The sequence below is a fragment of the Streptomyces sp. NBC_01006 genome (genome assembly GCF_045162725.1).
Lineage (GTDB): Bacteria > Actinomycetota > Actinomycetes > Streptomycetales > Streptomycetaceae > Streptomyces.
On the sequence record NZ_CP108700.1, the window covers coordinates 197693 to 223962 of the forward strand.

The 26270-nt window shown below is 68.7% G+C and carries 17 protein-coding genes and 3 pseudogenes; 12 read left to right on the forward strand and 8 right to left on the reverse strand.

Annotated elements, in window-relative coordinates:
* Positions 1-184: 184 nt before the first annotated feature.
* Both OG509_RS00880 and OG509_RS00885 read left to right on the forward strand, forming a co-directional pair.
* Positions 185-1516: a phospholipase D-like domain-containing protein gene (locus tag OG509_RS00880; protein ID WP_406187439.1), complete on the forward strand. Its 1332-nt coding sequence runs from the start codon at positions 185-187 to the stop codon at positions 1514-1516.
* 54 nt (positions 1517-1570) lie between these two features.
* Positions 1571-1923, forward strand: a pseudogene (locus tag OG509_RS00885) (IS630 family transposase); the annotation flags it as partial.
* A 264-nt stretch (positions 1924-2187) separates the two neighbouring features.
* On the opposite strand, the gene OG509_RS00890 reads toward OG509_RS00885, so the two are convergent.
* Entirely contained in the window at positions 2188-3177 is a 990-nt protein-coding gene (locus OG509_RS00890; RefSeq protein WP_406179210.1) for an MBL fold metallo-hydrolase, read from the reverse strand.
* Positions 3178-3562: 385 nt separating this feature from the next.
* Between OG509_RS00890 and OG509_RS00895 the strand changes: the two genes are divergently transcribed.
* From OG509_RS00895 to OG509_RS00910, 4 genes are all read left to right on the forward strand, one after another.
* The gene (locus tag OG509_RS00895; protein WP_406179212.1) at positions 3563-3757 is read left to right on the forward strand and encodes a hypothetical protein; all 195 of its coding nucleotides are present in this window, start codon (positions 3563-3565) and stop codon (positions 3755-3757) included.
* Between the two features lie 405 nt (positions 3758-4162).
* On the forward strand, positions 4163-5164 hold the full coding sequence (locus OG509_RS00900) for a DUF2278 family protein (RefSeq protein WP_406179213.1): 1002 nt from the start codon (positions 4163-4165) through the stop codon (positions 5162-5164).
* 454 nt (positions 5165-5618) lie between these two features.
* The gene (locus OG509_RS00905) at positions 5619-7277 is read left to right on the forward strand and encodes a hypothetical protein (protein ID WP_406179215.1); all 1659 of its coding nucleotides are present in this window, start codon (positions 5619-5621) and stop codon (positions 7275-7277) included.
* 97 nt (positions 7278-7374) lie between these two features.
* Positions 7375-8523, forward strand: a complete 1149-nt coding sequence (locus OG509_RS00910; RefSeq protein ID WP_406179217.1) for a hypothetical protein — start codon at positions 7375-7377, stop codon at positions 8521-8523.
* A gap of 251 nt (positions 8524-8774) precedes the next feature.
* Here OG509_RS00910 and OG509_RS00915 read toward each other — a convergent pair whose 3' ends face one another.
* The 4 genes from OG509_RS00915 to OG509_RS00930 form a co-directional block, all read right to left on the reverse strand.
* Positions 8775-11861: a hypothetical protein gene (locus tag OG509_RS00915; RefSeq protein ID WP_406179218.1), complete on the reverse strand. Its 3087-nt coding sequence runs from the start codon at positions 11859-11861 to the stop codon at positions 8775-8777.
* Between the two features lie 377 nt (positions 11862-12238).
* Complete coding sequence (locus OG509_RS00920) at positions 12239-12541, reverse strand: protealysin inhibitor emfourin (protein ID WP_406179219.1); 303 nt, start codon at positions 12539-12541, stop codon at positions 12239-12241.
* Positions 12542-12595: 54 nt separating this feature from the next.
* The gene (locus OG509_RS00925; protein WP_406179221.1) at positions 12596-13813 is read right to left on the reverse strand and encodes a M4 family metallopeptidase; all 1218 of its coding nucleotides are present in this window, start codon (positions 13811-13813) and stop codon (positions 12596-12598) included.
* 247 nt (positions 13814-14060) lie between these two features.
* On the reverse strand, positions 14061-14540 hold the full coding sequence (locus OG509_RS00930) for a hypothetical protein (RefSeq protein ID WP_406179222.1): 480 nt from the start codon (positions 14538-14540) through the stop codon (positions 14061-14063).
* Between the two features lie 309 nt (positions 14541-14849).
* Between OG509_RS00930 and OG509_RS00935 the strand changes: the two are divergent.
* A pseudogene (locus OG509_RS00935) lies at positions 14850-15131 on the forward strand (transposase); the annotation flags it as partial.
* Positions 15132-15146: 15 nt separating this feature from the next.
* On the opposite strand, the gene OG509_RS00940 reads toward OG509_RS00935, so the two are convergent.
* On the reverse strand, positions 15147-15935 hold the full coding sequence (locus OG509_RS00940; protein ID WP_406179223.1) for an SCO6745 family protein: 789 nt from the start codon (positions 15933-15935) through the stop codon (positions 15147-15149).
* An 80-nt stretch (positions 15936-16015) separates the two neighbouring features.
* Between OG509_RS00940 and OG509_RS00945 the strand changes: the two genes are divergently transcribed.
* Positions 16016-16939: a LysR family transcriptional regulator gene (locus tag OG509_RS00945; RefSeq protein ID WP_406179224.1), complete on the forward strand. Its 924-nt coding sequence runs from the start codon at positions 16016-16018 to the stop codon at positions 16937-16939.
* Here OG509_RS00945 and OG509_RS00950 read toward each other — a convergent pair.
* On the reverse strand, positions 16919-17359 hold the full coding sequence (locus OG509_RS00950) for a helix-turn-helix domain-containing protein (protein WP_406179226.1): 441 nt from the start codon (positions 17357-17359) through the stop codon (positions 16919-16921). The genes OG509_RS00945 and OG509_RS00950 overlap by 21 nt on opposite strands.
* 587 nt (positions 17360-17946) lie before the next feature.
* Here OG509_RS00950 and OG509_RS00955 point away from each other — a divergent pair.
* The gene (locus OG509_RS00955; protein ID WP_406179228.1) at positions 17947-19425 is read left to right on the forward strand and encodes an MFS transporter; all 1479 of its coding nucleotides are present in this window, start codon (positions 17947-17949) and stop codon (positions 19423-19425) included.
* Positions 19426-20254: 829 nt separating this feature from the next.
* Here the strand turns inward: OG509_RS00955 and OG509_RS00960 are convergent.
* Positions 20255-20362: pseudogene (locus OG509_RS00960) on the reverse strand (TetR family transcriptional regulator); the annotation flags it as partial.
* Positions 20363-20611: 249 nt separating this feature from the next.
* Here OG509_RS00960 and OG509_RS00965 point away from each other — a divergent pair.
* From OG509_RS00965 to OG509_RS00975, 3 genes are all read left to right on the forward strand, one after another.
* Positions 20612-20923: a trypco2 family protein gene (locus OG509_RS00965; protein ID WP_406179230.1), complete on the forward strand. Its 312-nt coding sequence runs from the start codon at positions 20612-20614 to the stop codon at positions 20921-20923.
* Positions 20913-23885: a trypsin-like peptidase domain-containing protein gene (locus OG509_RS00970; protein ID WP_406179232.1), complete on the forward strand. Its 2973-nt coding sequence runs from the start codon at positions 20913-20915 to the stop codon at positions 23883-23885. Before OG509_RS00965 ends, OG509_RS00970 begins: the two co-directional genes overlap by 11 nt.
* Positions 23886-24589: 704 nt before the next feature.
* Positions 24590-26236: an SWIM zinc finger domain-containing protein gene (locus OG509_RS00975; protein ID WP_406187440.1), complete on the forward strand. Its 1647-nt coding sequence runs from the start codon at positions 24590-24592 to the stop codon at positions 26234-26236.
* Positions 26237-26270: the final 34 nt, after the last annotated feature.

The window sequence follows — 26270 nt, forward strand, 5'->3', positions numbered from 1 at the left end:
CGTGCTCGGTTTCGGGGTCGAGCGGTTCGATCACACTGAAGGCCAGCACCGGTGGCTCGACAACCGCCTCCGTTTTCCGCAGGCGAGGCGCCATTGGGGATCGAATTGGAACCCGTTCCAGACCTTCACCTGGGGTGACTACCGCACCAAGCCAGGGCGAACCTACACCTACCGCGTGCACACCATGACCGGAACTCCGGGGGAAGAACTCACCCCCGTCTCGACCGTCGAGCTGCAAGTGCAAACCGAGGAGCCGGGCGTGCACGGTGTCTGGTTCAACCGTGGCGTGTATGCCTCGCAGGCCTACGCCGAGCGCTTCAAGAACCTCCACCCCCGTGACATCGCCAACCGCGAGGCCTGGCGATGGTTGTCCCGCGGTCTCGAGGAAGCGCTGCTCGCCTTCATCGGCACCGCCGCCAGCGACCACGGGCAGCTCCATGCGGCGCTGTACGAGTTCGAGTACCTGCCCGTGCTCAAGGCCTTCCGCGTGGCCGCAGACACGGGCGTGGACGTCCAGCTCGTCGTGTTCGACCACCCGCACAACCGCGCAGCGGTGACCGCCGCCGGCATCGACGACCTGGTCGTAGCCTGGCGCGCCCGGGCTCAGATCCCGCACAACAAGTTCGTGATCGCAAGCCACGAGGGTGCGCCCCAGTCGGTCTGGACGGGGTCGACCAACATCACCGAGAACGGGATCTTCGGCCAGTCGAACGTCGGACACACTGTCACCGAGCCAGCCGTCGCCCAGCAGTACCGCGACTACTGGGCACAGCTCGTCACGGACCCAACCCCTGGCACCCTCAACAATTGGGTGGACACCAACAACCCGATACCCGACTCCTGGCCCGCGGGCATCTCCGTCGTGTTCAGCCCGCACACGCAGACCACGATGCAAGACCGCTACGCCGATCTCTTCGGATCGGCCCAGGACCTGATGTGCATTACGCTCCCGTTCAACCTCGATCCCCGATTCGCCGACCAGCTCCCCGGTGACCACCCTGCGCTCCGCTGGCTGCTCTTCGAGGACGCCGCCGTCGCCGACGCGAACCGGAACCTGGTCACCGATCCCGACACCGAGCTCGTGGCCGGTGGCCTCGTCGAAGAGGGCGGCCTCGCCGGCTGGGCGGCCGAGCACGACAACCCGTTCTCCAACAACATCGAGTACCTGCACACGAAGTACCTGCTGATCGACCCGATCGGCGACGATCCGATCGTGGTCACCGGCTCGGCCAACTTCAGCAACCCCTCCGCGAACAAGAACGACGAGAACATGCTGGTGATCCGGGGCGACCACGGCCTCGCCGAGATCTACTTCACCGAGTTCTTCCGCCTGTTCAACCACTACCGCTTCCGCGACTCGCTCCGCCTAGCCGCGCACCAGCCCACGCCCGGCCCCGAGACTGGAGTCGAAGCCCCGGTGCCGCTCGTCTCCAGGCGCTGGTGGGACAAGTACTACGACGAGCCGGCCCGGGACCACCAACGCCGACTACTGGCCAATTCCCCTCTGGTGACCTGAGTCGGAGATTTCGCGCTAGTTCGTCATGAGCCGTCCTGGTCCGAAGATTCCGCGTTGTCTGCGACTGATACCCAGCGGGCCGTGCAGGAGGGCTGGGTCCGTCGTCGCACGACCGCACAGGCACTGGCTCAACGGTCGCGGGTGATCGTCAAGAGGCTCGAGGAGAGACCGAAGAACGCGACGCACTGGTCGACCAGGTCGATGGCCGCAGCCATGGGCATGTGCAGTCGACGGTCTCACGGATCTGGCGGGCGTTCGCGCTCGCCCAGCACCGGTCGCAGACGTCTCTGCTGTCGACGGATCCGCTGTTCATCGACAAGGTCCGCGACGTCGTCGGCCTCTACCTGGACCCGCCGGAGAAGGCCCTGGTCCTCTGCGTGGACGAAAAGTCGCAGTACAGCGGGCTCGTTGAAAGCGCAGGTGCGGGCGCGGATCGTGCCGGCGGCGGCTGCGGGTATGGACAACGGGGCCATCGCGCGGGACCTGGCGGTCATCGTCAATATGGCCCGCAAGCGGCGTGGACGGTTCGCGGCCAAGGCCTCGAAGGGTTCACGGATGCAGCCGCGCGGGCCGGCCCAAGACCTACGGGCCCCTGGTGAGGATGGCGGTCGTGGCCGCTGCCACCAGTGCGCCCCCGCACCGCACCTCGGCGGCGAGGTCCCGGTGGAGCATCACGCCGTCGCCGGTAGTTCAAGGACCGTGCCGGTCTCTGGGTCCGCGGGGAAGCTCGCGGAGTAACCGTATCGCTCGCACAGCTCCGGATCAGCCCACCGGGCAGTGCGCTGCGTGCGGTAGTTGAACCACAGCGTCGGGCCGTCCGGTGCGGACAGTACGACGCGGGCGAGTGCCGCGTCATCGGGATGGTGGTAGGTGTCACCGTTGGTGGACACGAGGTAGTGCCGGGCGGGGGCGACCTCAAGCAGTGCCTCGGTCACGTTCCGCCGACTGGCATGGTGGGGAAGTTTGAAGGCGTCCACCTCCAAGACCCGCAGACCCCGGTGCGCGGCCACCCCTTTCAGGCCGGCCCCGAGCACAGTACCGAACGCGTCCGCCCCGAGCACGGTGCGGGCGCCGCGGTGCTCGATCAGCAGCGCGATGCTACTCCCGTTCGGAGCTGTCGTGTCGTCGGCCGTCTTCTGAGCGGCAACGGCGGCCAGATCGCCGAGGGGCTCCAGGATGTCGGGCCTTACGTCGGCCTGCCAGCCACGCCGGGCCTGGTCAATGGTTTCGAACCACTCGCGCTCCAGGATCGCCAGGCGCTCGTTGGTCGGTGAGAGCACGGTGATGTGCGGCCCGTCCCGGACCGGCACCTCGATGAACCCGAACTCGTCCCCGGTGTCGATGGGACCGCCGCCGAATGCCCGGTTCCACGGAAGTACGGGACCGACGGATTCCCCGAGCAGCGCCGCTACCAGGCTATCCCCCTCGGCAACGCTGCCCTCCACCCTGCTCCGGGAGGGCATGTGTGGAGGGCCGTTGAACCAGTAGTCTCCGACGTCCTCGGCGTACTCGCTCCGCAGGAACTGGAGCATGCCGCCTATGTGGTCACTGTCGATGTGGGTCACCACGGCGACGTCAATGTGCCGGTCGTCGGGTACGAGCCGGCTCAGCCTCATTTCGAGCCGGGGCCAGGTGCCCGGAGGGCCGCCGTCGACGAGCATGCGCCAAGGCGGCCCGCTCCCGCGCGCACACTCCACGAGCAAACAGTCACCCAATCGCGCAGGCAGCACCTCGATGCGGATGGCTGTGTCCATGGGATCGTCTCCCTCCAGCCGGGCGCACCACCAAATCTACGCTTGTCAGCAGGGCGCCGCAGCGCTGCGAGCAGGGGCCTGCCCGGCCATGAGACCGCCCGGCCGCGGCGGCCGGACCGATCCCCACCACGGGCTTGGGCGGTCAGCGCCGTGGGGCGTGGACCAGCAGGTGGTGATGATGCGCAGGCGTACCGTGCCTTCCCGTTCGTAGGAGCGCAGGGGCCGAGGCCAGAGGCGCATGCGGAAACACCGTGGTGCCGGGCGATGCAGGCCCGGGTGATCCCGACGAGCCATGGCCTGGCCGGCTGGCTGCCGACGCCCGCACCGCCGCTACGAGCTCCAGGGCAGCCACTTGCCGGGCTGCCTTCACCAGCAGGCCTGCACCCTCATCTGCTACCGCCGGCTGCTCACCGCCCGCCTCGACGCGTGTGCCGCGAGCCGGCTCGCCGCCGAGATGACCAGTAACGGTGCGGCCGAGTCGCCTTGACCCAGTGGGAGATGGGCTGCAGGGCAAGGCGGGTGAACATTGGGTGATTCGGTGTCCCGCCGGGGTCTGGTCGGGGGATAACGGCCAGGAGGACAAGCAGTCGTCAGGGCTGCCCCGGCGCGCGGCGAGGTTGGGACATGGCGGTCACCGGCACCTGGAATCTGAAGAACCCCACCTGCCCGGTGGTCGCGTCGGGCCCAGGGACCAGGCCGCGTACACGGCGAAGCCCAAGGTTCCGGCCGGCACGATCACCCGGCTCGCCCACGGGCTCGGGATGTAGGAGGTCGGCGATCCGCTGGCGCCAGCTGGCCTCGCCGACGTCCTCGACGGCCCGCACAATGCTTGTTCCATCGGCACGCCCGCACCCCGGCCGTGCCGCTCCCACCGGAATCCAGAGGATGACCCATGCCGCTAAAAGGTTACGGTGTCCTGGCTGCCCGCGCTGTCGACCGGCGCCGGGAGGGATCCAGCGATACCCCTCACTACCAGATCCATCTCACCGACAACGCCGGCACCCACTACCGGGCCGCTGTCAACGTAGAGTCGCAGCAGGCGCCCTCCGAGCTCCTGTACCTGGCCGATGATGATTTCCGCCATCCCGTGACCGAGCTGCTCCCGCCGGCCGGCAGCGGATGGACGGCCCTGGCGTCACAAGCGGGCAAGGCCAGCCTGGACTTCATCCGCGGCAACCTGTTCGACCCCGCCTCGATGCGAATGCTCCCGCCCGATGTCGAGGGCGCCGACAACGACTTGGCCGACCTGCTCGACCACTACGTGCAGCGTGCCATCGCCGACCCCAACGCCGCCCTCTACGTCTTCGGGCAAAGGTTCGGCCCCGAGGCCAACATCGCCGACAAGGTGTTCGGCTTCCGGCCCGGCAACGGCGTACACGACATCCACATGAACCAGGGCAACAGCGGCCGCTTCCGCTCCGACAACGGCGTCTGGCAGGACGGCGCCTTGTTCGTACACCTACCCTCCGAAAACCGCTGGGTCGCGATCTTCCTGGCCTTCCAGTCCCAGGCATGGCACACCGGCGACAACACCGGTCACCCCCTCGACACCGCGCCACCCCGCTCCGGTGACCGCGACGAGCCCCTGCGGATCATGGCCGCACTGGTCAACCCCTCCGGCCCCGCACCCGAAGCCGTCACCGTACTGAACGCCTCTCCAGCGCCGATCGACCTTCAAGGATGGCAGCTCACCGACCTCAACCAGCAGACCCTCCCGCTCCCCGCCGGCATGCTCCAGCCCGGCACCACCCTCACCGTCCCGGGCGGCAACGGATTCCATCTCGGCAACCAAGGCGGCACGATCACCCTCCTCAACCCGGATGGCATCAAAGTCCACGGCGTCGCCTACACCGCGCGACAAGCCGAGCGCGAGGGACGGACCATCGCCTTCTAACACCACCAGCACCAAGCCCCACAGCACCCTCGCCGGCCGGCCAAAAGCGACCTGATCGGCGGGCGAGGGTGGTCTTCGCACGGCTGTGCCCGGATCCCAATCGGCCCTGGAGCGCGCCTTCACCGCGTCGGCGAACCGGGGCGCCCAGTGTTGTTGCCTTATCCGTAATCGGGAAGCGCACGATCATGGTGCCGGGCCTGAGAAAGCATGCCGCGTTGCGTACCTGCTGGCGGTCTCCTGGGCGGCGCGGATGAGGGCGCTTACCGCAACTGCGCGCAGAATGCGGATGAGGGCAGCACCAGACTCTCGCCGTCTCATCGGATCCGTGGCAGGTGCAGCCATTGGAGTGGATCTGCGGCTGCCGCTGAAATTGGGGTTGCATGCCTGGGTATGCATTTAAGCATTGGCTTTTAGCGCCACTGGAAGAATGACACATTGTAGGAGCGGACTGGCCATGCCCGACCACGCGCAGCTGCGGCGGGCGACCGCCTGGATGAGTGCAACTGCCGTCGAGGAGGCCGACGCCGCCCGCATCTCGGCTGCCTGCGATTCATCCGGTCACTTCCCGTTGGAGCCTGGCACCGCCGATGGCGGCTGCGGACCAGGTTCCACTGCGCTGGAGCCGGGACGGCTGTACCGCAGGATTAGCGGCCGTGACGATCGGGCTCGACCCGTCAGTGATGAGGAACTGGCGGAGTTGGGTGACCCGATGGCGGTTACGTTCTTCCGCGTGGGCAGGTTTCCGACCACCGTGCAGGAACTGCTGTCCGAACTCCCCGCCACGGCAGCCGCCTCACGCAAGGTGTATCTGGTCAGCGAGGCCGGGCAAATCTCACCGGTTGCCATCGGCGAGCGCGACATGCGGTTCGCGATCACGATTGCCGTGGACGGCAATCAGGTGGACCTTCTGGTCAGCACGCAGGCTGGCGGCGACCCCAAGGAGGGATTTCTTCAGGTCGCGGCGTGGGATTCTGTAGCGAGGGTCTTCAATTTCTATGCCCGTTTCGAATCGAGCTGGGTGTGGGCGGGTAACTCCTGGCACGCGCTGGAGCCGGACTCGCGGGGCAAGGGCTGCTTCGACAGCCACATCAACGGCAGCGCCGTGATGAAGGAACTGAGGATTCCCTGGATCAACTGGCAGTCAGAGCGGGCGACGATCCGGCTCGCCGATGATGACCCGCTCCGCCATGACCGGCTGTTCCAGCAGGTCATCGGAGCCGAGCGGCTGGAACTGACGGTCAGGTTTCTCATCACCCGGTGGACGGCTGCCCGCCTCGCCGAGGTGACCGCGAACGGCGTTGTGGACCACCCCGACCGGCTGCTGCGCCACCTGTTCACCAGCACCACGGTCAACCTCACCAGTACAGACCGGCAGAGCAGCACCATCGCGGCGGACAGTGGCGAGCTGACGCTACCCACGGGGTTCTGGCTGAACCAGGACATCCTGTTCGACGACCTGCGACTGTTCACGCAGGCCGCTCCGCCCAGAGCACAGGCCGCCGGGTACCTGGCCGGCCTGACGCGGTTTGGTTTCCGGCTGGAGGAGAAGTTCAGCGGCTTCTCCCAGCCAGGTGACACGTTTTTCGCCTTCGTTGTCCCCGAGGCTGCCCACGAGGACAACGAGGTGATCCGGCAGATGGTCCGCAAGGGGCTCATCTCGGCCAGGTTCGCCGCCTGCGTGCTGATGGTGGACTTTCCAAACCCGGTCTTCAGCCCTGCCCGCAGTCACCTCATGCGGTACGTGCCGACCACGCCAGTCAAGGCGGTGGAGTTGTGTGACACGGTCACCCAGGCCATCTTGGACGCAGCGCGAACGCGGAACCTGCCCGCCGACAGTCCCGAAGCCCGCTTCGCCGAGCACTGGCAGGTGCCTGAAGACGTTTGGCAATCAGTGTTCGGACAGCGGGTGGACGCCTATCTGCGCAAGGTCACCCAACAGATCCAGACCGCATCCGGATTCGACGACTACGTCCGGTTGGCCGAGTCGCGGCGTAGGCAATTTCGCCTCATGAAACTGAATGAGTTCGAGCTCACCTTGCCGGTCACCAACATTCCCCCCGGCGCGCCACCGCTGGCGATGCGCGAGGACGCCACCGTCGCGGAGCTGACCTGAAGCCGCCCCTCATCAGCCGGCACGGCATCAGCTTCAGCGGCGCCAGCGACCGCTGCGTTCCACCCCTCCGTCTTCACGAGCAAGGAGAACGAGCGCCATGGCCACAGTGGATGCTTACGGGCCTCCCGGCAACCTCGACGATCTGGACGACTTCGGCCGCAAGGCCTGGAACGTGTTCATCTCCGACACGGTCGACGAGGCCATTCAGGGCCCCGATCCCCGTCAGGTACTGAACGACAGTCCGAGACCGCAGTTCTACAACCTGACCAGCGCGGATACGGCCTCGGACGTCCAGCGAGTCTCCATCACATGGACCGCGTTCCCCCGCATCATCAAGATCACTTCCGTTGGCGATCTCCAACGATGGCAGCGCGCCGACGCCAGCCGCGACGTCCAGGACGAGTACTGCGAGTGGAGCGTCACCCGGGACGGCTCGGGAAAGATCACCCAGGTTACGTTCACGTGTGAAGGCCCCGAGTATTGGGAGATCCTGGCGCAGACGAACCCGGACAAGGTGGTCGACCTCTACCGTAGCTTCATCAGTCCGGACGTGCGCAAGGAGGATCTGTTCTCGCCCAGTGGCAGATACCAACCGCGCAACAAGTGGAATAACTCCACGAGCCACGGCGCCATGCACTTGATTCAGCCGAACAACACCCTGGGCGCAGAGATCGAGTTGGCTGCGGCAGCCACCATTCGGCGCGTCGTCAACGGCCAGGAGCTGAGCACCGAGCAGGAACTCGTCAACTGCAGCAAGTACGGTGCCGCAGAGCGCAACAGTGATCCCCACATCGGCGCAGGAGTCAACGCCCTGGCCCGCCAGAAGGCCGACATCAGCCTCGCCGACCCAGTGGGCCTGTACTTCGACGACCTGTCGACGGATGGCTGGGAGACCCCGGACGGCTCCGATCCCCAAAGCTACTGGACCTATGCGAGAGGCGACTCGGAGCACCGTGTCCGCGCCGTCTACGAAGTGCCCCAGGACAAGGGTTTCGACGTCGGGGACATCACCATCGGCGGGAGGCCCATCGAGTTCGGAGCCCAGATCGCGGACTTCATCACCATCAGGCTCACGGGCGTCGCCTGCCGGTTCAACGACTCCACCGCCCAGCCGCAGACCGCCTGTAAGGAGTTCCCCGCGGTTGACATGCGGCAAGAGGGTTTCGGCGCAGCCGCGTTCTCCGCCTCCGGCCGCTTCTTGGATCCCCGTCCCACCCTCTCGTACCGCTCCTCCCGCGTCACCTGACCGTTCCTTCGCGGGGCGGCCGGCGGACCCGAGGCCGGGGCCCGATCCGTCGTGGCCCGCCTCGGCCCCTCACTCCGGGAGGCGTCGGGCAGCCGTGCGATCGGGGCGCCGCTCTACTTGGAGGAGGCCTCGCCCACATACTCGATCACCTCGACCTCCGCCACTGTGGCCGGCTGGACAGCCGGTCAGGAAGCCGAAGTCCATCGAGGCCACTGCTACGTCCCACGTCGCCAAGGAAGGACGTTCCGATGTCACCTGACAGAACGCACTTCCCCGGCCTTGGTGCCGATGTGGTATCCGAGCTCCCGGTAGGCGTCGAACTGGGCATGGTCGAACCACTGGTCGAAGGTGGCCTGGCGGGGAAAGGCCTTCTCCCTGAGGGCGTAACTGAGCAGCTCGTACGGCATGTCGGGAGTCAGACTGGCCTTCACGAAGATGATCGTCCCCTTTGTGTCGGCCGGTGTGCCGGGCGAGAACTCGACCGGCTCGGGGTACTCGATCGTGCCGCGCACCACACTGGTGGCGGAGAACCGGGCGTTCAGCGCGGCCATCGGCGTCTCGGGCGGGAGCGGTGGAGCGCTGCCGGGTACCAGGTCCAGCAGGTTCTGCCCCTCGTCCTTGAAGGTGATCTTCACTCCGAGGTCTTCGTAGGCGAGCGTGACCGCCTGCGCGAGGGTGGTGGCCAGCGGCGGCGTGTCCCCCGAGGAGTCGATGACGTAGATCGTCCGGCAGCGGAGCCGGAGCGTTTCGACCAGACCGAGATTGTCGAAGTGCCCGCCGTCCGTGCACAGCAGCAAGGGAGTGGTATCCGAGTACCAGCTCACCAGTTCCTGGAGTTGGTACCGTAGCCGCCGTACCCGTGGCAGCCGCGGCATGATCCGGCAGGGCCCGTACTTCGCCAGTTCCGCGAGGTAGAGCGGGTTGGGGACCCAGGTGCCCAGCCGCACGTTGGAAAGGGCGAGCAGCCGCTCCATGAACATCGTCTGAGTGCCCATCGCAGAGGCGAAGGCCGCTCCTGACACGGCGACGGCCGACTGCACGGTCAGGTCGCGTCCGATCAGCGCGGGGGCCGTGTTCTGCAGGGTGTCGGTGCGGACCCAGCCCGTGTCGGGGCCACCGCAGTAGTCGGAGGCGAAGGTGAAGGGCACGGCGGGGCGCCCGGGGGCGGTGCGGTTGCGCAGCGAAATGGCAGCCGAGGCGGCGAAGATGACCTGGGGGAAGCCCTGCACTCGCTGCGCGTAGGGGTCCAGCGGGGTCGGCTCGTGGTTGTAGTCGTACGGCAGGGCACCCACCGAGCCGTCCTTCAACACCGCGCGCCGGACGGCGAAGGCACCCGCCAGCCGCTGTCGGTAGAAGGGGTGCAGGCTGAAGGTGGTCTGGTCGATCACGAACGACAGCACGATCAGGGCGATCGGGATTCCGGCCTTCCACCAGATGTCCCAACTACCGGCGTAGACGGCGGCCCAGGACATGAGGGCGAGGCAGAAGAACGCGACCAGGAGCAGCACCAGCCAGCACACCACGATTTTCATCCAGCCTGCACCGACCTGAACGACAAGGGACGGACCGCCCTTGCCGAACAAGCCGGGCTTTTCCCCGTCCGGCTTCAGCTCCTTCACTGTCTTGTGGACGACGGTGAACCAGGTTCCGACCGCAGTCGCCGCCGCCGTGAGCGCGGCGAGCACCGACAGTCCCCTGCCGTCGTTGTGCACCACCCCCTGTTCGAGCGCCAGCCAGGCGAAGAACCAGATCACCGCCGGAAGGACGATGGAGATGACGGCGACCGCCAGGGCCATTGCCACGATCGTGTTCACAATGCTGCGCAGCCAGGCGGGGCGGGACTTCATATTCCCCGCCCCGACGAAGGCGGCTCCCACGGACAGCAGGCCCGCCAGGCCGAACAGCGCGAGAACGGGGTGCCAGGCGTGCGGATACAACTCAAGGGACGGCAGGAACACCTGTGGGGGCCCGGGACACCTCAGGACGTCCGTAACCTCACACGTCGGCACGAACGCCTTCGCCTGCGGCATGAAGCGGTGCAGGTCGGTCAGCGGAAGGTGCGAGTAGAACGCGTTCAGGAACTGGCCCGCCACTGCGAAGAGCAGTGCCAACATGCCGAAGGAAACGGCCATGCCCCGCAGCACCGCCCCCGCGGCGTGCATCTTCTCCTTGGGCGTGTCAGCCAGGTACTTGGCGTGGCGGCGGATGTGGTCCTCCTCCTGGCTGCCCGGTGCGAACGCGTCGGCGGGCTCCGCAAGGCCGGGCCGCACCGAAGGCTTCCCGTCCGCGTCCTTGAGTCGGGCACCGGTCAGGGCCAACTGGAGGGCACCGGCCGTGTACCCGCCACCGGACACCGACACCAGATAGTCCGCCTCGAGTAGTTGCCCGCGCAGCGCCTGCAGCGCGCCCAGGGTGATCGAGGCCGACCGGATACCGCCGCCGGAAACGCAAAAGCCGAGCTCTGCGGGCTTTCGACCGGGCGGCTGGTAGGCACGCGTGCGCCAGCGGGTGACCGCGTTGTCGTCTGGGTCCTGAGCCTGGGCCTGGTGCGGTTGTGCCGGGTCAGGGGCGGTCCACTCGGGTCGGGGCTCCCAGTCGTGGGGGGCAGCGGGCGGAAGGATCACGTCGGGGTGGCTCCGCTGGCTCTCCGTCTCGCCGGCGGGCCGATTGGCGTGGGCCACGACGGGACGGGGATGGTCCTCCCGCCCGCTCGTCAAGATGGAGGGGTCCTGCACACGACGGCAGTAGAGGGTGACGACGATCAGCACGGCCGCTGCCACCAGCGGGACGACGAGCGCCCACTTCACCTGGGCGAAGTAGGTCGCCAACTGCAAGTTCCGCTCCAGATCACGCTCCGCGGCCGTCCGCAAGACGCCGAGCCAGGGCAGTACGGGACCGTCCGGGGCGGCCTTGATCCGGTCCAGTGCCTTCCAGAGGAAGATGTTCTCCACGCAGTCCGCCGCCACCACCACAGGGGTGAGAATGAGCGCGCGCCGGGCCCACAGGCGCGTGGACTTCCGGTAGAGGAGCAGGTTCCCGAGTCCGAAAGCCCCGGCGAGGGCCGCTCCGTACCCGGGAACGTACCAGCGCCAGTCCAGCACGAGGCCGTCCTGGAAGAGCTTGGACCCGCCTCCGTCCTTCACGATGGCACGGGCCGTATCTGCCTTCGCCGCGAACTGCAGCAGCAGTTCGCCGTCCTGCGAGGGTCTGGCCCGGAACGGCGGATCCGCCCCGTACCAGAGGATCATGAAGAGACCGGCGGCAAGCCCGAACAGGCACAACCCCACCGCCCAGCCCGGCACGTCTCGCAGCTTCACCTGCGCCTGAGCATTCGGCATGCAGGCAAAGTAGTCACCTGAACGCGATTCGTATCGATGCGCGCCCTACACGAGGCAGCGCAGGACCCACTCAGCGCACCCGCCTTGGCCTCACACCCACCGTTCCCGCCACGCCACCTGCGCGGTCCCTCCTTCCGGTGGTGGCGTACCCGCGTCCGGGATCGCGGTCTGACGGCACCACAGCGCTCCAAGGCCGTCACACTCGCGCGGAACGCGTCGAGCAGCTCTCCGCCAACGAGCGCGACCACCAAGCCCTGGTGAACGAGGTACACAGGGGCTTGCTGCCACCAGCGGAGGAGCTGTCGGCGCCCGACCTGGAAATGGCATGCCACTCACCGAGGTGAGCGCGGGTGGTCGACAACCTGGCCCGGCAGGCGTCACTGCTGCTCCAGGTATTTCTGCAGCCGAGTGAGCAGGGCCGCGAACGCGGGGGTCATGGCGGCGTCCGACTGCTTGAGGACCGTCGAACGACCGCCGTCCTCCACCGTTATCGTGTAGCTCATCGCATCCCTGGCCCGGCTGGTCTGGTCCGCCTTGGGCGTGGCGACGGCCGCCGCCACCAGCCGGGCCATCTCCGGGGCAGCATTCTCCGGCAGGGTGTCCGTATCCAGCACCTTGGGCGGGAGGCGGAGATTGACCGCCGCCGCCAGCCCGCCGTGTGTCGCCAGAGTCACCTTCATTGCGCGCAACCTCGTTACGATGGGTCTAGGTTCGGGCGGCGGCAATTTCTGGTGTCAACCGGCCCGCTTCAACGCGGTCACATCCTTGGCCAGCCTCGTCATCTGGGTGCTCAGTTCCCCGACCTGCCTGGTCAGGGCTGCGAGGCCGTCCTGTCGTCTCACACCGCCGTTCCCGTCTGCCGCAAGGCTCCGCGCCCGGGCGACTCCGGTCGGGACGGCTCTGATGGGGATTTCCACCCCTTGCCACGCTGCCAGCACAGCCGACTGCTCGGCGCTGCCGATGCCGAAGAGTTCCCCGGCCTTCTGGAAGGTGGTGTCCGCGAAGTCCTGGAACTGGGTCTCGGCACTGGACGCTTTCAGCGATTCATACCAGATGGGCCCGGCACCCTCCCATGCGAATCCGCCGATGCCCACGGCCGCCAGGAAGAACGCCTTATTCGGGATGCCCGAGTTGAAATGCACCCCGCCGGAATCCCCTTCCTCGGTGTCGGGCAGGTGAATGAATTTGCTCATACGGTCAGGCTGAGGGTCCTTTCCGAACAGTGCGTTGTCGTATGCGTGCCCCGGGGCCTTCATCGATCGCAGGGCGTCGGCATCGATCCCCGGAGTCCACACGTCAGCCCCGATCAGCCAGTCCGCCTCCTCAACCGACTGTTTCAGCGACCACTGCTTGACCAACGACCCGAAAACATCCGACATCGACTCGTTCAGGGCCCCGGACTGATTGTGGTACACGAGCCCCGCAGTGTGTTCGGTGACTCCGTGCGTCAACTCGTGCGCAATCACGTCCAGGGATCTGGTGAGGTCGCCCAAAATCTTTCCGTCTCCGTCGCCGAAGACCATTTGCCGTCCGTCCCAGAACGCGTTGTTGAACTTCACACTGAAGTGAACGTACCCGTCCAGGCGCATCCCGTGGTTGTCGATCGAATCACGCTGGAATACCTCCTTGTAGAAATCGCGTGTCAGGCCGAGTCCGCCAAATGCCCGGTTTGCGGACTCGTCCACGGACTCCGATCCATCCTCCGACCTGGCCAGAACAGCGGATGCGAGGAAGCTCCCATGGTCGCAGTCGAAGACGGTGCGCCGACCGTTACCGGTTGCGGTTGCGGCTGGGCCGGCGAAGGACGCCCGGACCGCTCGTTCGCCCCGCAGGCGAGCGGTGGTCAGCATGGTGTCCAAGGCGGCCTGGCGCACTTCGGTGTCTTCGCTCTCCAGAAGCCTCTTGAGAAGGTGCGGGGGGATGATGCAGTTGAGTCGGGAGGTCTTGCTCATAGGACACCTCCTGGGAAGGAGAAACAACGGGCAAGCAGGCACCGACGCGGGGAGGGTTCGCGACGTTCGATGCGGCAGGGCACAGCGTTGCCACGCCCCTCCGCGAGGGTCTCGTGGACGAACGGCAGGAGCCCACTGGGCGTGGCAATAACGGGAGAAGCATCGGCGCCGGCCAGCCCAGTTTCCAGAGGCGGGGCCATGCTCATATCACCAGTCTCCGGCGGCCCGTAGCGACTGGCAAACGCAGTCATCCACCCCGGCGCCGGTGGTCCCGCCGCGTCACTTGGCATCCAAATCCTTGCGGATCATGGACGTCGCGGACGCCAGTCGGCTGATGCCCTGCCGGACCTCGCGGATGCCCGCGGGAGGCCCGGGCCTCATTCTTGATGGCGGCCCCCGCGACGCACTCGTTGCCCCCGTGGTCGAACGCGGTCAGGGCTTCCCTCCAGAAACCGTGGGCGTCCTCGCTCGGAGGACCGCCGTGCTTCTTGGCCTTCGCCACCTCTGCCAGCAACTCCTGGCAGGCGGTGGTCCAGATGTCCATCGGGCACAGGCTCACCTCGTTGACGCGGCCTGCGGTGTCCGAAAGTGCCTTGATCCTTTCGTCGCCTCCGGAGGACCACCAGTCCTCCAGTTTCTCGGCGGGTGTCGCGCTGCAACCTGCGAGCACCATCATGGTGACGGCGGCCGAGGTGGCTCCGGTGAGTCTGCGGGCGTGGAACGGCATGGCCCCCTTGTTCGGTCGTGTCGATGCTGCCAGGGACGACCGGGCAGGGAGGGCCAACGCCGAAACTGCGGGACGAAGCCCGGCGGGCGGCCGACGGACGCTTCCCTACCCCGGGCGGACCGCTGGACACCCCGCCCGGTACGACCGGCCGCCTTCCGTCCTGACGAGGATCCGGTGCTGCCCGTCTGACAGGCCACGGCAACCATCGAACCCGGCCCGGGCAGAGCCGGGGTGGCGGTTGAGGATGTCGCGCCGCGCTCGACTCGCGCCCACGAAGGTCAACTCCCGCCGACCTTCGCCTCCCATTAGGCCTACTCGTCCCGAGCGATCCGTGAACACCTGCGCAAGCGCAAAACCCGGGCCTTGATCCCGCAGCCCGCCGACCAGATCACCAACCACAAGCGGCTGGGCAGCCGGGGCGGCCGGCAGCCTGCCTTCGACAAGACCGCTTACAAGCAGCGGAACACCGTCGAACGCTGCATCAACAAGCTCAAGCAATGGCGCGGCCTGGCCACTCGCTACGACAAGACAGCAACCGTCTACAGGGCGGCCCTTCACCTCGCGGCCATCCACATCTGGGCCGCGAGGTGATCGCTAAGAGACGGCCTAGTCGGCCGGTCCGGCCAAGTGCGCGCTCGGGTCACGGATAGCGGGGCCGGCCCGCTCGTCAGGGGCGGTCAGTGCCTCGACGAGCCGAGCGAACTCGGTGCGCTGCCGGTCGGTCAGACGAGCGTAGAGGGGTATCTGCATCTCGTCGGTGATCCGCTCGGCGCGTTGCAATCGGGGGATCTGGTCCGCTTCGACGAGCTGCGGCTCCTGCCAGCCGTAGTGGGCTGCCTGCTCGACCCCGAGGTTGATGACCATGGCGGCTTGGGCGCTCAGCCCGCACAGGCGCACCGCCGCCAGATGGCAGGCGCCCCGGTGTTCGCGTAGTACGTGTATGCGCTGCATGGCCGCGCCGGCCGGGTCCTCGCCGGGGCACGGTTGTGCGCGCCAGCCGGCGAACAGGGGCAGTGCGTCGGTGTCGGCGCCATCGATGAGTTGCTGTGCCAGGTGGTTGAAGTGCTCCACGTCGACGTCGGCGGTGATGTGCGTGCGCCCCCACGCGCGGACAGCTTGCGCGTAGCAGGCGGCAGCCTCTTGCGCCGGCATCACGGGCTGTCCCGCCAGCCAGCCGCTCGTCACCAGTCGGGGGCCGAGGAAGCCCTGTACCGCTTGGACCACCGTGACCGGTGCCTCGCCGAGCACTCCGAAGCGTCCGCGGCAGTAGAAACCGCGGCCTGGGGCGAAGCCGGCACGCAGACCGATCTCGGCGGTCGCCTCGTCGGACATGAACTCGTCACCAAAATCGTGGATGGGGCGGGCCACAGCGTCAATGCACTGGGAGATTTCCATGGACCTGAAGATCACCCACCACAACACACCAGGTCAAGAGGCGCCTTTCTGATGGAATCCTTTAGCTAATCTATTGAGTCATGCTCGATATCCGCCGCCTGCACATGCTCAAGACCGTCGTCGCCCGGGGCTCCATCACCGCGGCCGCCCACTCCCTGGCGCTGACCGCCGGTGCCGTATCCCAGCAACTGTCCGCTCTGAGAAGCGATGTGGGAGTCGAACTGCTGCGCCCCAACGGGCGAACCGTCGCGCTGACAGAGGCCGGCCGAGTCCTACTCGAGCACGCCGACCGGATCATCGCCGCCATGGAGGAGGCCGAAAGTGCCATCGCTGGGGTCAAAGGCACGGTCGGCGCCACCGCAACACTCGCCGCGCTGCCGTCCACCGTCACCAGGATCGTGGCCCCCGCGCTCACCACACTCGATTCATGCCACCCGCAGCTCACCGTGACCTGCCTTATCACCGACCAGGCGCAACTACGCGAACTCGCGCTCGGCACCGTCGACGTGGTGCTGGGACAGCGCTATCACCACCTGCCCGACGCGACACCCCGGGGCATCCACATCTCACCCCTGCTCGACGATCCACTGCTTGTCGTCACCGCAGCCGACCAAGGTGAGGGCCGGCCCGTCATCCTGCAGGAACTGGCCGCGCACGATCTCGCCGTACCACCGCCGACCACGGACTGCGGACAAGCCATCCTGCAAGGCTGCCACCGGGCCGGATTCACACCCACGCCCCGCTACATCACCGCCGACATCGCCGCCCAGCTCACCCTCGCACGAGCCGGCCTCGCCACCGCGCTCGTCCCCCGCACGGCCATCGACCCGACCACACCCGGAATCCGTACGACTCCCATCGCGGACCACCCGATCAAACGCCTCCTGTTTGCCGCGACCCGCCACACCGAGAACGCGAACCCGACAACCAACGCAGTCGTCGCAGCACTGCGCACAGCCGCGCAGGCAGGGCAAACCGCCTGCCTACCGCCAGCCCAGGAGTGAGCGACCGCTTCCCAGGAGGGCGGGTGCGAACACACGCGTGCCGCGATGGGGACGGTGTGCGCGCCAGTCGTCCTCGTCCACCGGACGCGGCGCGGTGGCGTCCTTGCTGTCGGCGTACCGGTCCTCGACGTTGCGACGGCCCAGTTCGAAAGCCACTCGCCGGGCGCCCCACCGCGGATGCTGCTGCCGGAGTTCGCAGATCAGCGCCTCCACGTCCGCCGGCAGTCTGGCCGGACTGCGATGGGGACGTCGCGACCGCTCCTTGAGCCCCTCGACTCCAAGTTCCCGATACCGCTTCCGCCAGGTGTGTACGGACTGCCGCGACACTCCGTACCTCAGCCCGACCTCGACCACGGGTGCCCCGTCGAGCACCTCAAGCACGGCCCGATACCTGTGCTCCACCAGTTCCTGCGGCTCCATTCCGCCCCCTTCTCCCAGGCGGAACAGCGAACTGGCAGCGTCAAGGATGTGCCGAGAACAGAACGTCAAGGATGTCCTGAGCCCTCACACATCATCTCCAGGACACGTTGCGTGGGAGCTGACCCCGTCGGCGCAGACCGGTCGTCTTCCGTGCGCCACACGACGCGCGTGCGGCCCGCGCCGACATCGCCTTCCCGCCACACCTACGGCCGTTCCCGCAGTCTTGTCGGAAGATCACAAGTTCCGCGGTGGCTGGTCCGCTCCGGGTTACGCTCCCGGCTCCGGGCTCCTCGACACATGCGTCATCCGGGCAACCACGCTGAACGCCCGGGCCTGCCGTGAGATCGCCGTCCGCCCGCGGTTGTTCTCTGTGCAAGCCAACCACCCTGTCCAAGACCTCGCCCAGAACGGGCCGGCATCTGGAGGAAGCCGTCGCGGTCCTGCCGCCGTAACACGCCCCCGTACTGCGCCCCGCTCACCGGCCGTTGGCACCATGTCCTGGCCGCAGCACCTTCGGCCACCACCGCGTCCACGCGGCGACGATGGCCCCCTGGTCCAGGCCCTGCCCCCGCCCCGCACTCCCTCTGATGGAAAGCCCTGCCCTGTTGACCCTGGCCGAACACCCGACCACTGCCCCGCCGCTCGCCACATACGGCGCCGTGCTGGGCAGCCGACACGTCGTCCGCCTGCTCGGCGGCACCCTGATCGGGCGCCTGCCCAACTCCATGGTTCCCGTGGGGCTTGTTCTGTGGATCACCAAAGGCGAGGGGTCGCTGGCCTTCGCCGGAATACTCGCCGCCCTCTACGGGCTGGCGTCCGGGCTGTCCCAGCCGATCAAAGGCAGGCTGATGGACCGCTACGGTCAAATTCGTGTGTCGGCACCGGCCGTGCTGCTCAACGCCGGCTGCCTGGCGTCGCTCCCCTTGATCCAGGCGGGCGAGCACCCCGCGGCGGTGACCGCGATGGTCGGGCTCGCGGGTCTGGTCACACCGCCGTTGGAGGCAGGGCTTCGGGCGCTTTGGCCGACAGTCCTGCCTGACTTCGAGCGGCGCCGAGTCGTCCAAGCCCTCGACACCGGCTCGCAGGGACTCCTCTACATCGCCGGCCCCCTGCTCGCCTCGTGGCTGGCGACCACGCACGGGCCCGACACCGCCTTGGCCGCGACCGCCGCCCTCGGGCTTGTGGGCACGGCGGTCGTCCTGACCGCCGCACCGTCGCAGGCCTGGTGTCCTGCCGCCGGGGTGACTGAACGAGGACGGCTGATGAGCGCCGGCCTGGTCCTGCTGTTCACCGCGCTGGCGGGAACGGGGTTCGCGTTCGGAGCGATGAACGTGTGGGCCGCAAGCATGGCCAGGACCCACGGGCAGGCAATGCTCTGCGGACTGCTTCCTGCCGTGTTCTCCACCGGCAGCTTCCTGGGCAGTCTGATCTACGCCCGCCGGGCGTGGCCCGGCACGACCAAATCCCAGCTCATCACCACCAGCGCCTTGTTCCTCCTCGGCTGGGCGCCCCTGCTGGCCCAGCCCGGCCCCCGCACAGCCTTCGCCCTCACGGCAATCCCGGGGCTTTTCTTCACCTTGATCATCACCAACGGCTTCCACACCGTGGACGCTCTCGCCTCCATGTCCCGCACCACAGAGGCGTACGCCTGGCTGATCCTGTCGGTCGGCACCGGGCAGGCGGCCGGAACCGCGCTCGCCGCAGCCCTCGCCGCCCACCCCGATGTTCTCGCCGCGCTCCCCACCGGCGGCGCCGCCACCGCGCTGACCATCCTCATCCTCGCCCGCAGCAAGCTCGGCCCAGGCCGTCGCCTCGGCCGCCACCGGCGTCCCCGACAACAAGGACATCCTCCTCGCCGAACGCCGCCACCGCCTCGATGGCGAGCGGCGTGCACGCGCTCGCTGCTCTTGGCGTCGACCGGCTTTCAAAGGGCGCTACGCGCCCTGGCTGGTCACGCTCGAGGGAATCAGCGCGCCGCAGGCAAGCGCCGCTTGACCACCCAGCAGCCCGGCTACAGTACCGAGCAAATAGCTTTCGCCGAGGCTCCCTTGAACAAGACGAGGTGATGGCGCCACGTTGGGATGAGCCGTATCGGCTGGCCGCCGCGGTGGACGAGGAGGGTTCGGTTCGGTCTCAGGGGACGAGGCCGCAGCGTTGCGCGGCGTGCTGAACCCGAAGCGACAGCCATGGCTGGCTCCGGTCAGCAGAACGCACAGCGGCTGCACGAGTTCCCACTCGGTATCGCAGGCTCTCGCCAACGCCGGATCGTCGCGGCGCCAGTGACTGGCCTTGCCAGCGCCGTCGAAGAGCATCTGCGCGGCCAGGGTCGGGGTGCAGCCCAGAACGAGGAGGCGCAGGTATTCGGCGCGTTCGGTGATGCCCGCGGCTCCGATGCCGTCAGGGTCGGGGCGGGCGGCGGCAGGGTGGAGGCATGGCCCCTGCCCTGCGTGTGATCGTTTTTTCCCCCGGATGCCGAAGGCGGGCGTCATGTCCGCGTCGATGGTGAGATCTTCGGCCGCGCCACCAGTCCCGGCGAGCTTCTGGAGTTCCTGCGGCGCGCCGGCCTGGGCCCTGATGACGTCCGCCTGGACGACGTGCTGCTGATCGAGTGGCGTGGGGGCGGGCCCGCGGTGTGGGCCCCGAACATGGGCGAGGAATAGGCCCCACGGCCGGCGACGTCGGCGCCGCGTGGCTCAGAACGGGGCTACCGGCTCGCGGTGAACAGATCCCCGGCATCGGTGATCTCCAACAGCCGCACGAACTGCGACCCCGCCGCAGCGAGATAGAGGTTCTGACCGCTTTCGGCGGCAACGGTCCGGGCGTTGGGCGGCGAGGCTGCTTCATCGCACGATCTCTCCTTGTGAGGTCACCTGCACGAGGGCGCTTGACGCGCGATCAGGCACGCGGAGCGCCACCGTCTGCCGCCAGGCGCGTGGGCCACTCACGCAGGAGGCGCTGCTCCGCGTCGCTCAGGACATCCGAGTCGTCGGGGAGGGCGGCGCGATCGAGCGCGGCTTACTGGCGGTTTCCGGCGCTGCGCCAGGGCTGACGTCCTGAGCTCCAGGTCGAGGGGGGCCAGCAACGACGGCGCCCTCGTCGTGCTGGGACGCAGTGACCGGCGTGCCGACGGCCGGGGGCGGGACGCTGCGCCTGCAAGTACAGCTCCGTAGAGAACACCCGGCGGGCGCTGATGCGTGATGATGTTGATTACTATCGTGGGTAGTTGACGTGCGGACCGGCCTGGGGGCTCCTGTGAACGATGCGGTCGAATTGGCGGACATGATTGCGCAGCTGCGCCGGGAGCTGAGCCGCGCGATGTCCGCCGGCGAGGAATCCGACCTGAAGTTCAAGGCGGAGCGCGTGGAACTGGAACTGACCGTGGGAGTGGAGCGGACCAACGAACCTGGCGTGAAGGTGCGGTTCTGGGTCTTCGACGCCGGCGTTTCGGCGAAGCGCTCCGCCACCGTCACCCAGAAGCTGACCCTCACGCTCCAGCCCGTACGGGCGGACGCGCCCGAGCAGATGGCCCTGATCTCCGGGGACGAGCTGGTCGGTGAGCGCTGAGGCGGCCGCCGGGCGCGGCGGACTCGACCCCCACCGCATCGCCGAGGTCATCGTCACCGCCGCCGCCGGTGGCGGGCGGCGGGGCTCGGGGTACCGGGTCGGCGACACGGCGGTACTGACCGCCCTCCACGTGGTGGCGGAGTCGGCGGAGGTGCTGGTGCGCTTCGACGCCGACCGGCCGGGCCAGTGGGCCGCGTCGGCGGAGCTCGCCTGGTCGGATCCCGGGACGGACGTCGCGGTGCTGACCTTCTCGGCCCCGCCGGGCGCGGCGCCGGTCCCGTCCGCGCTGTTCGGCCGTATCGGCGACGACCGCCACGCCGTCATCGACGTCCACACGGCGGGCTTCCCCCTGTGGAAGCGCCGACGCGGCGCCGACGGCAGGCAGTTCCGGGAACTGCACCAGGCCGACGGGACCGTGGCCGCCCTGTCCAACCTGCGCACCGGAACCCTGGAGATCACGGTCCCGGCGGCGGCCGCCGACCCCGACCCCGCGGTGTCACCCTGGTCGGGAATGTCCGGGGCCGCCGTGTGGGCCGGGCCGTACCTCGTCGGGGTTGTCGCCGAACATCACCGCGGAGAAGGCCTCGGCCGGCTCACGGCGGTCCGCATCGACCACACCCTGCGGCGGGTCGCCGACAGCCCCCGGGCGGAGCTGGCCGCGCTGCTGGCCATCCCCGATCACGCGGCGCTGCCGGACGTCGACGCCGAGCCGGATGGCCCTTACCCCCCGGGGCCGCCGGCCTCGTCGAAGGTCATCGGGCTGCCGGTCGCGCACGGCCTAGAGCTGTTCAAGGACCGGGCCGAGGCCCGGGACCTGATCGGCCGCCACCTCGCGGACCCAGGCATCCGGATGGTCACGGTCACCGGGCGCAGGGGGATCGGCAAGAGCGCGGTCGCCGCCAAGGTCATGGAGCTGCTGGAACGCGGCGAGTGGCCGGGCCACGCCCAGGCGGCGCTTCCGGCGGGCCTGGTCAACCTGAGCACCCGCACCTCCGGGGTCTCGCTCGAACGCCTCTACTTCGACTGCGCCCGCGCCCTGGGCCCCGCGCACGAAGCACGCCTGCTGGCGGTTTGGGCCGCCAACCGCCCCGTACCGGACAAGATCGATGAACTGTTCGCCGCGATGGGAGACCGACTCTTCGTCATCCTCGTCGACAACCTGGAGGACCGGCTCTCGGACGACGGCCGGCTCGACGACGAGGAACTCGACACCTTCTTCGACTGCCTCTTCCGCGCCCGGGGCACACCGAGGCTCCTGGTCACCTCGCAGCTGCCGGTGCGCTTGCCGCCAGAGCTGCGCCGGTTCGCCGCCGAGGTCGAGCTGACCGACGGCCTGCCGCCCGCCGAATCCGTCTCGCTGCTGCGCGAACTCGACCAGGACGGCACCCTCGGCGTGGCGCAGCTCTCGGACGAGGAGCTGCTACGGGCGGCTGTCCGCGTCCACGGGGTGCCGCGCGCACTGGAACTGCTGGTGGGCGCCCTGGCCGACGACACCCTGATGCTGCCGACGCTGGAAGACGTTCTCGAGGACTTCACCCTGCGCGGTGACGTGGTCGCCGGCCTGGCCCAGGACCGCCACCAACGCCTGGGTGCCGACAGCCGCAGCGTGCTCAACGTCCTCGCAGTGCTGCGCACCCCCGCGCCGCGTGAGGCGGTCGAGTGGATCGTCGGCGGCCTCGACCCCGCCCTCGATGTCACAGCCGCCCTGTCCGGCCTGCTGCGGATGCGCATGCTGTCGGTGGACCGGGGAACCCGCACCTATGCCCTACACCCGATGGACGCCGACCTCGCGTACGGTGCCCTGCCAGCCGAAGGCCTGCTGGGGCGACCTGCGTTGGAGCGGCGAGCGGCCGAATGGTACGCGCGGATCGCCCCGTCCCGCCGGGACTGGCGCACGCTGGACGACATACAGGCCTACCGGCGCGCGTTCGACCACCGGGTGCGGGCCGGGGACATGGACGAAGCAGCCCTGATCCTGGGCGCCATCGGGCAATGGATGGTGTGGCACGGCTCCGTGCTCTCCGCGATATCGATGCACCTGACACTGGAGGAACGAGTGAACGACGACCGGGCACGACTCGCCCACCTCATCAGCTTCGGGCACGCCCGGTTGAGCGGCGGCCCGCTGCCGCACGCGCTCGAACTCTTCACCGAGGCGGCGGAGGTGGCTGAGCGCATCGCCGACCGTCGCGCGCTCCAAGAGGCCATGTTCGGCCTCGGCGACGCGCACCGGCAGCTCGGCCGCCTCGAGGACGCGACGGGGCCGCTGGCCCGGGCCGGCGCACTGGCGCGGGAGAACGGCGATGCCGAAGCGGAAGCCCACGCCGTCCTCAGTCTCAGTCTCGCCCACAGCACCCTCGGCGACGGGGAGGCAGCCCTCGCGGGCGCCGACCGGCTGGGCGAACTCGCCGCGGCCTCAAGGGACCAGCTCACCGAAGCCCGCTCCTGGAACGCCCGCTTCACGGCGCTGCTGACCCTGAGCCGATGGGAGGAGACCATCGAGGCGGGCGACCGGGCCGTACGCGCCTACGCCGCCGCCGGCGTCCAGGAGGCGACGGACTACGCGCTGAACGCCAAGGGCGTGGCCCTGCTCGCCCTTGGCCGTCCCGAGGTGGCCCTGGCCTGCCTGGAGGAGGCGCTGGGCGCGGCGTCGGCCATGGAGAATCCGCGGACCGAAGGGGTCATCCTCTACAACACCGCCTGGGCACAGTGGACCCTGGGCCAGTACGGGCAGGCAGTCGAGGCGGCCGAGCGCTCGGCCGCCTCCCTGCACCGAGCCGGGGCCGCCGAGGCCGCGGCGGCGCAGGCACTCGGCGAAGCGGCCCGAGCCTGGATGGTGCCCGCTGCGCGTACGGCGGCCGATGCCCTGGACCGGGCGGCACAGGGCGCCGGCGGCAACGTGGAGATGGTCCGTCCGGCCTGGCTGACCGCGCAGGCCGAGCACTTGCGCGACCACGCCTGACGGCGCTCCGCCGAACCGCCCTGTGCGGCCTGACCGTCCTCCACTTCGCGCCCCCGGACCGTCGTGGGCGGCCGCGGCCGGTGTCCTGGCAGCCGTCGCCCGGCTTGGCCTCTCGTACTCAGGCGAGCCGTATGGGTCTGTTTCGCCGGTGGTCACCATGACTCAGCGGCGTCAGCTTTCAACCCCTCGGCCTGAGCAATGACGAGAGCCCGAAGGCCGGAGCCGACTGCCGCAGGCGATGATCAAGAGATCGAGACGTTTGGAAACTGATCGCCTCGCGGCGAAAGATGCGTCGCGCAGGAGTCGCACGGGGCGGGACGCCGCCGGATCCCTCCAAAGGCTACCGTGTGCATACCGCGCTGCGGCGTTTGCACACGGGGCGTGACCGAATGGGTCGATTACAGCCCTGGGAGCCGGAGCTGCTGCTGGCGGTGTCCGCCGGACGTTCAGTCGTCGAAGTAGGCCTTGGCAACCGCGTAGCTGTCCTCGTGCGCGGGCGTGCAGCCTCGGGCATGCGCGCCCTAAAACTCACTCAAACGGGTGCGGCGAGGCGTAGACGGCGCTGAGATGTTCGACAGCCCTGGGAACCACCTCGATCAGCTCGCGGCTCGTAATCCTCAGAGCCCAGCGGACAGGCGTGCCCTTCCGGTTGAATGAATGGCGTGACACATGCCCTGGGTTTCACGAAGGAAGACCTGCGCCAGATGGCAGGGGCCCGCTCCTTCGAACGGGGACTCGGCTACCTGTCCGCGGTGTCCCGGCTGGAGATCGGGGACGAAGTGATCACGGCAACCGTGGACGGCACCGACACCTACGAGGTCGAGCTGATCGAGGACGAGGACGGCCGGCTCTCCGGCTGGTGCGACTGCCCGTTCGGACAGGAGGGCAACTTCTGCAAGCATTGCGTGGCGGCGGGCCTGACCGTGCTGGGGCAGGCCGACTCCGTGCCGCAGCAGCGGTCGGCCGCCGCCTCACGCACCCGGCTGCTGGACACCTGGCTGGAGTCCCGCACCCGCGGGGAGCTGCTCGCCCTGGTACGGGAACAGCTCGCCGACGACCGTGACCTGCGCCGCCGCCTCGAACTGCGCGCGGCCACCGCCTGGGAGGACACCGGCATCGCCCGGGAGCGCATCCTGACCCTCCTCGACACCCGCCCCTTCGCCCGCTACGGCTACGTCGAGTACGCCGACGCCCGCGCCTACGGGCGGCAGGCCGCGGAGGCGGTCACAGCCCTGCGGGCCCTGACGGCGGCCGGCCGGGCCGCCGACGCGGTGGAGGTGGCCCGCGAGGCCCTCCGGGCTCTGGGCCGTGCCTACGGTGAGATCGACGACTCGGACGGCCTGATCGGGGACGTCGCCACCGGCTTGGCCGAGGCGCATCTGGAGGCCTGCCGGACCGCCCGGCCCGACCCGGTGGAGACCGCCGAGTGGCTGGTGCGCCACCTGCTGGACGAGGTGAACGACGCCACCGACATCGACCTCTTCGACTACCGGGAGGTGCTGGGTGAGCCGGGTATCGCCCGGGCGCGCGAATTGGTGGTGGCCGCCTGGCGGGCCAACCCCAAGGGGTGGGCGGAGAAGTACCTCATCGAGCGCCTCCTGAAAGCGGACGGCGGCAGCGTGGACTCGCTGGTCGCGGTCCACGCGGCAGACCTCGCCCCGAACGGCCACACCCACCTGGTGATCGCCAAGGAGCTGGAGGCAGCGGGCCGTGCCGCCGAGGCCCTGGAGTGGGCCGAGCGGGGCCTGCGGGAGGTCGAATCCGACTGGGCGCCGGACGACGAGCTGGTCACGTTCGTCTGCGAACGGTACGCGCGGGCCGGCCGCCTGGCGGGCGTGGTCGCGATCCGCCGGGACCTGCTGCAGGCCCGCCCCTCGCTGGCTGCCTACCAGCATCTGCGTACAGCGGCCCGAGCGGCCAACGCCTGGGAGGGCTCCGAGCGCGCGGGCGCCCTGGAGGTACTGAAGGCCGCCGACCAGCCCGACAACCGCCGCTGGTACGGCGGCTCGGTGCTGGTCGACGCCCTCGTGGACGACGCCGACCTCGACGCCGCCTGGCAAGCCGCCGCCGACGGATTCGCGGACGAGCGGCAGTGGCTGGCTCTGGCCGACCGGATCCGCGACAAGAAACCGGCCGACGCACTGACCGTCTACCTGCGCTGGATCGAGCCACTGCGCAAGCAGACCGGTGACCGCACGTACGAACACATGGCGGAACTGCTGCTCGGCGCCCGCGCCTGCCACCGCACGCTGGGCACCGAGTCCGAGTTCGCCACCTACCTGGCCGCCCTGCGCGCCGACCAGAAACGCAAACGGAAGCTGATGGCTACTCTCGACCTGCACGGACTCTGAGAGGTACCGCAGGCCGGGTCCGGTCTTCGCGCTG